A 6903-nucleotide genomic window follows, 5' to 3' on the forward strand; every position below is an offset into this window, starting at 1 on the left:
CCAGGGTGCATGCCTAATCTGCAAAGCTCATTCTTCAGCGAGCTTTGTGATGCCCAGCCTTGTCGTTCATCCACCCACTAGCCATCGATCCCCGGCATCCCTGACCCTGCTTCTGCTGGGCACGCTGGCCGGATGCAGCGGCCTGCCCGACGAGCCAGCCGCGCAGTTGACAGCCCAGGCGGCGCCGCAATTGTCCAGTGGCTCGGCCACCCAGCCGCTGCCCCAGCGCTGGTGGCAGTTGTACCGCGACCCGCAATTGGACCGGCTGGTCGAGCAGGCCTTGAGCCACAACAAAGACCTGGAGGCTGCCGCCGCCCATGTCGACGCGTTGCTGGCCCGCCTGGAACAGGTCGACAGCGAGCGCCAACCCTCGAGCCTGCTGACCTACGGCGTGGGCTATGGCCGCAGCCGAGACGACCAGACCCTGGCCCAGGCGAGCGGTAAACATGCCGACGCGCAATGGAGCCATACGCCCGGATTCGCCCTGAGCTACACCCTGGAGCTGTGGGGCGAGGTGCGTTATCGCCTGGCCGCCGCCCGCGCCGATGCGGATGCGGCGCGCGCGCTGGAAGATGAATGGCGGGTGACGGTGGCCGCGCAGATCACCCGCGCCTATGGCCAGGCCTGCGTCTATGAGTTCAGCCGCCAGGTGCAGCGTCATTCGGTGCAAGTGTTGGAGCGCAGTGTAGAAGTCACCCGCGCGTTGCAGAAAGCCGGGGCGGCGACGGCGCTGGACCTGGCGCGCCTCGATGGCCTGCTGGAAGAAACCCGTGCGCCGTTGCCAATGTTGACTGCCCGCCGCCAGGCCGCGCTGTATGAATTGGCGGTGCTCAGTGGGGTGGCGCCCCAGGACGTGGCCCGCAACAGCTGTGCCCGACCCCCGCAATTGCAGGCGCCGCTGCCGGTGGGAGACGGCTGGGCGCTGGTGCAGCGGCGTGCCGATATCCGGCGTGCCGAGCGCCAACTGCAAGCGGCCACGCTGGCCATCGGTGTCGCGCGCGCAGATTTGTATCCGCGGGTGACGTTCGGTGCCGCGCTGGAGTCTTCCGCCAGCAGCCTGGGCAAGTTGGGGGACAGTGAGGCGCTGGTGTATTCCGTGGGGCCGTTGCTGTCCTGGCGCTTTCCCCATCGCGGCGTTGCCCAGGCCCAGGTGGGCCAGCGCCGGGCCCAGGCGCGCGAGGCCCAGGCGCGTTTTGACGGCACGGTACTCAATGCCTTGAAACAGGTCGAGCAAGCCCTGGCCTTGTATCAGGGCGAACAGCAACGCCGCCAGGCCCTGCAAGCCGCGCTGGACAGCAGCCAGCGGGCGTTTGAGCTGGCCAACCGCAGTTTTCGGGCCGGCGCCCTCGATGCCCTGCAACTGCTGGACAGCGAGCGCAGCCTGGTCAACCTGCAGGCCACCCTGGCCCAGGCCGACCTGCGCTTGATCAACCGCCAGATCGACCTGTTCCAGGCCCTAGGTGGCGGCTGGCAACGTGACGATCACCCTCAACCCATCCCCCTTGCGACCCTTGGAGCCACGCCATGAACCAGGCTGTTGAACCCGCCATCCTGCAATCCACTCCCAGCTTGATGCAACGCCATCGCCGTGCATTGCTGACGGGCGCATCCCTGGCGACGCTGTTGGGGCTGGGGCTGTTTGCCGGGTATTGGTGGCAATGGGGGCGATTCCTTGAAGAAACCGACGATGCCTACGTGCGCGCCGATTGGGTGGCAATCAGCCCACGCATCGCCGGCTACGTGGCCCAGGTTCTGGTGGAGGACAACCAGCCGGTCAAGGCCGGGGATGTGCTGGTACGCCTGGATGAACGCGACTTTATCGAACAGTTGCACAGCACCGAGGCCAAGTTGCAGCAAGCCCGGGCAGCGGCAACGGCGCGCCAGTCCAGCCTGCATACCCTGGACGCACGCCTGGGCGAGCAGCAACAACGCATCGTCCAGGCCCAGGCTGCGTTGAGCAGCAGCGAGGCCGAGGCTCATCGTGCGCGCCTGGACTTCCTGCGTTATCGCGACCTGGTGGACCAGCAGATTGCTACCCGTGAGCGTCTGGAAACCGCCAGTGCCGGCCAGGCCAAGGCGCTGGCGGCAGTGACCGAGGCCCGTGCCCAAGTGGCCCGGCAGCAGGCCCAGTGCCAGGTGTTGCAGGCGCGCCGCCAACAGGCCCAGGCGCGGATTGCCCAATCCCAGGCCCGGGTGGGCGAGGCCCAGGCCAAACTGGCCCTGGCCCGCAACGCCTTGAATGACACGGCGATCCGCGCGCCGTTCGATGGGGTCGTGGGCCAGCGCAAGGTGCGTCGCCAGCAGTACGTGATGCCGGGCCTGCCGTTGCTGGCAGTGGTGCCGGTGGAGCAGGCCTATGTGATCGCCAACTACAAGGAAACCCAGTTGCAACACATGGCGCCGGGGCAATCGGTGGATATCGCGGTGGACAGTTTTTCCGGCCAGCACTGGCGCGGCCAGGTGGAAAGCATCGCGCCCGGTTCCGGCGCGGTGTTTGCCTTGTTGCCGCCGGACAACGCCACCGGCAATTTCACCAAGATCGTGCAGCGCTTTGCGGTGAAGATCCGCCTGGTGACCGACGCGGCGAATGCGCCCGTCATCTTGCCGGGAATGTCGGTGATCGCCACGGTGGACACCCGTCCGGCCAGCCAGCAGGACGGTTCCCATGGAGGCTGATGCACGCACCTCGAACGTATCGTTTCGCGCCTGGGTCGCGGTGATCGGTGGCTTGTTCGGGTGTTTCATGGCCGGCATGAACGTGCATGTCACCAGCGCCGCCCTGCCGGAAATCGAAGGGGCCCTGGGGGCTACGTTCGAGGAGGGTTCGTGGATTTCCACGGCCTATCTGGTGGCGGAAATCATCATGATCCCGCTCACTGCCTGGCTGGTGCAGGTGTTTTCGTTGCGGCGGGTGATGTTGTGGGGCTCCGGGGTGTTTCTGGTGGCCTCGGTGGCGTGCTCGATGGCGCCTAACCTGCCGGTGATGATCATCATCCGGGTCATCCAGGGCGCGGCGGGGGCGGTGCTGATTCCGTTGTCGTTCCAGTTGATCATCACTGAGTTGCCCGCCAGCAAGATCCCCCTGGGCATGGCGCTGTTCAGCCTGGCCAACAGTGTGGCCCAGGCTGCGGGGCCGTCCATTGGTGGCTGGCTGACTGATGTTTATTCGTGGCGCTGGATCTTCTACCTGCAACTGTTTCCCGGCGTTGCCCTGTTGGCGGCCGTGGCCTGGTCCATCGACCGCCAGCCGATGAACCTTGGGTTGCTGCGCCAGGGCGACTGGCTGGGCATCGCCTGCATGGTGCTGGGGTTGGGGGCATTGCAGATCGTGCTGGAGGAGGGTGGGCGCAAGGACTGGTTCGGCTCCTCCTTTATTGTGTGGATGAGCCTGGCGGCGGTAGTGGGGTTGGTGGGTTTTGTCGGCCGGCAATTGTGGGGCAGCAAGAGCTTTATCAACCTGCGGTTGTTGGCGCACTACAACTTTGGCGTCGCCAGCGTGGCGATGTTTATCTTCGGCGCCAGTACGTATGGCCTGGTATTTCTGGTGCCCAACTACCTGTCCCAGATGCAGGGCTACAACGCCAGTGAAATTGGCATCAGCCTGATTGCCTATGGTTTGGTGCAACTGGTGCTGGCGCCGTTCCTGCCGCGGCTGATGAAGTGGTTGAGCGCGAAAATCCTCGTGGCTTCGGGTTTTGCGATCATGGCTTTGGGCTGTTGGATGGGCGCGCATTTGTCGGCAGACAGCGCCAGTAACGTGATCATCCCCTCGATCGTGGTGCGCGGCATTGGCCAGCCGTTGATCATGGTGGCGCTGTCGGTGCTGGCCGTGCATGGGCTGGCCAAGGCGCAGTCCGGTTCGGCCTCGGCGGTGTTCTCGATGCTGCGCAACCTGGGCGGTGCGGTGGGCACGGCCTTGCTGGCGCAACTGGTGGTGGTGCGCGAGCAGGTGCATTCGGCGCGCATCGGTGAGTCGCTGAGCATTTTCGAACCTGCTTTGCAGCAACATTTGCCGGGCGGCGGCGTGTTGCAGGAGCAATGGCCGCAGCAGCAGCAAGTGCTGGAGTTGCTCGACCAGAGCGTGCGGCACCAGGCATTTTTGATGGCTTACAGCGACGCGTTCTACCTGGCGTGTGTGGCGCTGACCTTGTGTGCGGTGGCGGCGTTGCTGCTTCGTCGCACTTGATGGCTGTCGCGGGTTGAGCAATTCAGCGATTGGGTTTCAGCCCCCGCAGCAGCAACTCCAAGCCTTGCAGCGCTTGCTCCAGGCGTTCGTCCGGGCGTTCGGCATGGGCAATCCATTGCGCCGTATCCACCAGGCTGCCATTGATCAATCGGGCCAGCGCCAGGCTGGGGGCCTGTTCAACCAGCCCGGCGTGCATCAACCCCTCCAGCAGCCCGCGCAATGATTGGATGCATTGCTGCTGGGCTGCGGTGTTTTCGCCAAGTACTGCCGGTGCATCTTGCAGCACGATGCGCTGGATCTCGGGGTCCTGGGCCATGCGCAGATAGGCGCGACAGCGTTCGCAAAAACCATCCCAGGGGTTTTCGGCCTGGGCGCTGATCTGCTGTAGACGTTGATCCATCTCGCCGTCGAGTTGCGCGACTACCGCCGCCAATAAGCCTTTTTTGTCGCCAAAGTGATGGTACAACGCTCCACGGGTCAGGCCGGCGCGGGCGGTGAAGTCATCCATCGAGGTATTGGCAAAGCCTTGGGCGGCAAAGGCCTGGCGGGCGCTGGCAAGCAGGCGGGCACGGGTTTGTTCGATCATCTCGGCGCGGGCTCGGCTCATGGGAAACGCTCGTTATTTGCGGGTGAGTGGTTGACATACGCTGCGTATATTACTCATGATTTGTCACATACGCACCGTATATATTTCATCGAATGGCCAGCTCCAGGGCTCCCAGCAAGAGGTCACGCACCATGGCAAACCCCTACGCCGAGCTGTTCAAGGCGCCAGGCTCCAGGGCTTTTGTATCGGCTGGCATGCTCGCCCGCATGCCGATTTCCATGACCGGTATCGGGTTGATCACCATGTTGTCGCAGCTTCGCGGCGGCTATGGGCTGGCGGGCGCGGTGGCGGCGACGTTTGCCCTGGCCACGGCCTTTTGCGCGCCGCAGGTTTCACGGCTGGTGGACCGTTACGGCCAGGGCCGTGTCTTGCCGGTGGCGGCGATGATTGGCGGGGGGGCGTTGCTGTTGCTATTGCTGTGCACCCGCTTGCAGGCGCCGGACTGGACTCTGTTTATCTTTGCCGCCCTGGCCGGGTGCATGCCCAACATGTCGGCCATGGTGCGGGCGCGCTGGACCGAGATCTATCGCGGCCAGCCGCGTTTGCAAACCGCCTTTGCCCTGGAATCGGTGCTCGACGAGGTGTGTTTTATCCTCGGCCCGCCGCTGTCGGTGGGGTTGTGTGTGCTGCTGTTTCCGGAAGCCGGGCCCCTGGTGGGGGCGGCCTTGCTGGCGGTCGGGGTGAGCACGTTCGTCCTGCAAAAACAGACGGAGCCTGCCGTCCATGCACAGCTTGAGCAGCATGGCCGCTGGCTGATTACCCAACCTTCGGTGCTGGTGTTGATGATCCTGCTGATGGCCATGGGCACCATTGTCGGGGTGGTGGATGTGGTCAGCGTGGCGTTTGCCGAGCATCAGGGCCAGCCGGCTGCCGCGAGCATCGTGCTGTCGGTGTATGCCATTGGCTCGTGCCTGGCGGGGTTGGCCTTTGGCGCGTTGAAACTGCACATGCCGTTGCCCCGGCAGTTCCTGCTGTGTGGCCTGGCCACGGCGTTGACCACCCTGCCGTTGTTGTGGGTGGGGGACATTCTCGGGCTGTCGCTGGCGGTGTTTGTCTCCGGGCTGTTTTTTGCGCCGACGCTGATTGTGTCCATGGCCCTGGTGGAACGGGTCGTGCCACCCAGCCGCCTGACCGAAGGCATGACCTGGCTGATCACGGGCTTGAGCATCGGCGTGGCCATCGGTGCTGCCAGTTCCGGCTGGATGATCGACCAATCTGGCGCCCCCAGCGGGTTCTGGGTGGCGCTGGTGGCCGGCGCGGTGGTGCTGGTGGCCGCGGTGCTGGGCTACCGCCGCCTGGGATGAGTCACCCCAGGGCGGGGTGACTGTCCGCACCGTGATGGCGCAGGAACTCGTGCAACGCCTGGCGCGTCAGGTCGTTGAGCGTGACCTTTTTCTGCGTCGCCGCCAGGGCCGCGGCCAGGTGCAGATCATGGCCGACCCGCACATTGAACGAGCCTTTGCAGGGCTTTTCCGGTGTCTGGCCCAGGGTCTGGCAAGTAGCCAGGTAATCCTCCACGGCCTCGCGAAAGGCCGCTTCCAACTGGGCCACGGTCTGGCCTTCGTAGCTGACCAGCGGGCGGATAAACAGCAGCTTGCCGAACAGGCAATTGTCCTCGACGCTGGCTTCTATGGAGCCGATGTAGCCTTTGTGTCTCAACTGGTTGCTCATTGAATCAAGCCTCCTGATTCCAACTGTTCAATGATCTGGCGCCGAATGTAGTACTTCAGCTCATTGCCAGGGTGGGGCTTGTGCAGGGTGATCATTGCACTCGGGTCGCCAATGTCGAACTTGACGCGGCTCCCAGCCCCTTCGATTTGTCGATAACCCAGCCAGCCCAGCAACGTGACGAGCTCGGGCCAGGTAAATGCCATCTGCAGGTTGAGCAGTTTGGCGAGCAGCTTTTCATTTTTGGACACGGCGTTCCCTGCGTGTAACTAAATGTAGTTGCAAATGCGTTGATCCGTCAATGATAGGACGCCTTCGCGGGCCTCTGTCGGGTTTGATGTAACGCCCGATGACTGCACTCGCCTGCGCTAATTTTTCCTGTCTGGATTCGTTTTATAGGGACGACGTGCCTTTGTGCTTCCTGCCTATTGCTCCGGATCCC

General features: G+C 64.0%; 7 protein-coding genes. 4 read left to right on the plus strand and 3 right to left on the minus strand.

The window, feature by feature from the left end:
- The first annotated feature begins 49 nt into the window (after nt 1-49).
- The 3 genes from HBO05_RS24790 to HBO05_RS24800 are packed head-to-tail and all read left to right on the plus strand — an operon-like array spanning nt 50 to nt 4186.
- Nucleotides 50-1528 (plus strand): TolC family protein, encoded by a 1479-nt coding sequence (locus tag HBO05_RS24790; protein ID WP_172314461.1) that lies wholly within the window; start codon nt 50-52, stop codon nt 1526-1528.
- Nucleotides 1525-2676: an HlyD family secretion protein gene (locus HBO05_RS24795; protein WP_172314463.1), complete on the plus strand. Its 1152-nt coding sequence runs from the start codon at nt 1525-1527 to the stop codon at nt 2674-2676. The genes HBO05_RS24790 and HBO05_RS24795 overlap by 4 nt, the downstream gene beginning before the upstream one ends.
- Entirely contained in the window at nt 2666-4186 is a 1521-nt protein-coding gene (locus HBO05_RS24800) for an MDR family MFS transporter (protein WP_169954782.1), read from the plus strand. Before HBO05_RS24795 ends, HBO05_RS24800 begins: the two co-directional genes overlap by 11 nt.
- A gap of 22 nt (nt 4187-4208) precedes the next feature.
- Here HBO05_RS24800 and HBO05_RS24805 read toward each other — a convergent pair whose 3' ends face one another.
- Nucleotides 4209-4793 (minus strand): TetR/AcrR family transcriptional regulator, encoded by a 585-nt coding sequence (locus tag HBO05_RS24805; RefSeq protein ID WP_169954781.1) that lies wholly within the window; start codon nt 4791-4793, stop codon nt 4209-4211.
- A gap of 131 nt (nt 4794-4924) precedes the next feature.
- On the opposite strand from HBO05_RS24805, the gene HBO05_RS24810 reads away from it, so the two are divergent.
- On the plus strand, nt 4925-6097 hold the full coding sequence (locus HBO05_RS24810) for an MFS transporter (protein WP_169954780.1): 1173 nt from the start codon (nt 4925-4927) through the stop codon (nt 6095-6097).
- A 1-nt stretch (nt 6098) separates the two neighbouring features.
- Here HBO05_RS24810 and HBO05_RS24815 read toward each other — a convergent pair whose 3' ends face one another.
- On the minus strand, nt 6099-6464 hold the full coding sequence (locus HBO05_RS24815) for a type II toxin-antitoxin system HicB family antitoxin (protein WP_169954779.1): 366 nt from the start codon (nt 6462-6464) through the stop codon (nt 6099-6101).
- Entirely contained in the window at nt 6461-6712 is a 252-nt protein-coding gene (locus HBO05_RS24820) for a type II toxin-antitoxin system HicA family toxin (protein ID WP_057439099.1), read from the minus strand. The genes HBO05_RS24815 and HBO05_RS24820 overlap by 4 nt, the downstream gene beginning before the upstream one ends.
- Nucleotides 6713-6903 lie beyond the last annotated feature (191 nt).

The organism is Pseudomonas sp. WS 5079 (assembly GCF_012985465.1).
Taxonomy (GTDB): Bacteria; Pseudomonadota; Gammaproteobacteria; order Pseudomonadales; family Pseudomonadaceae; genus Aquipseudomonas.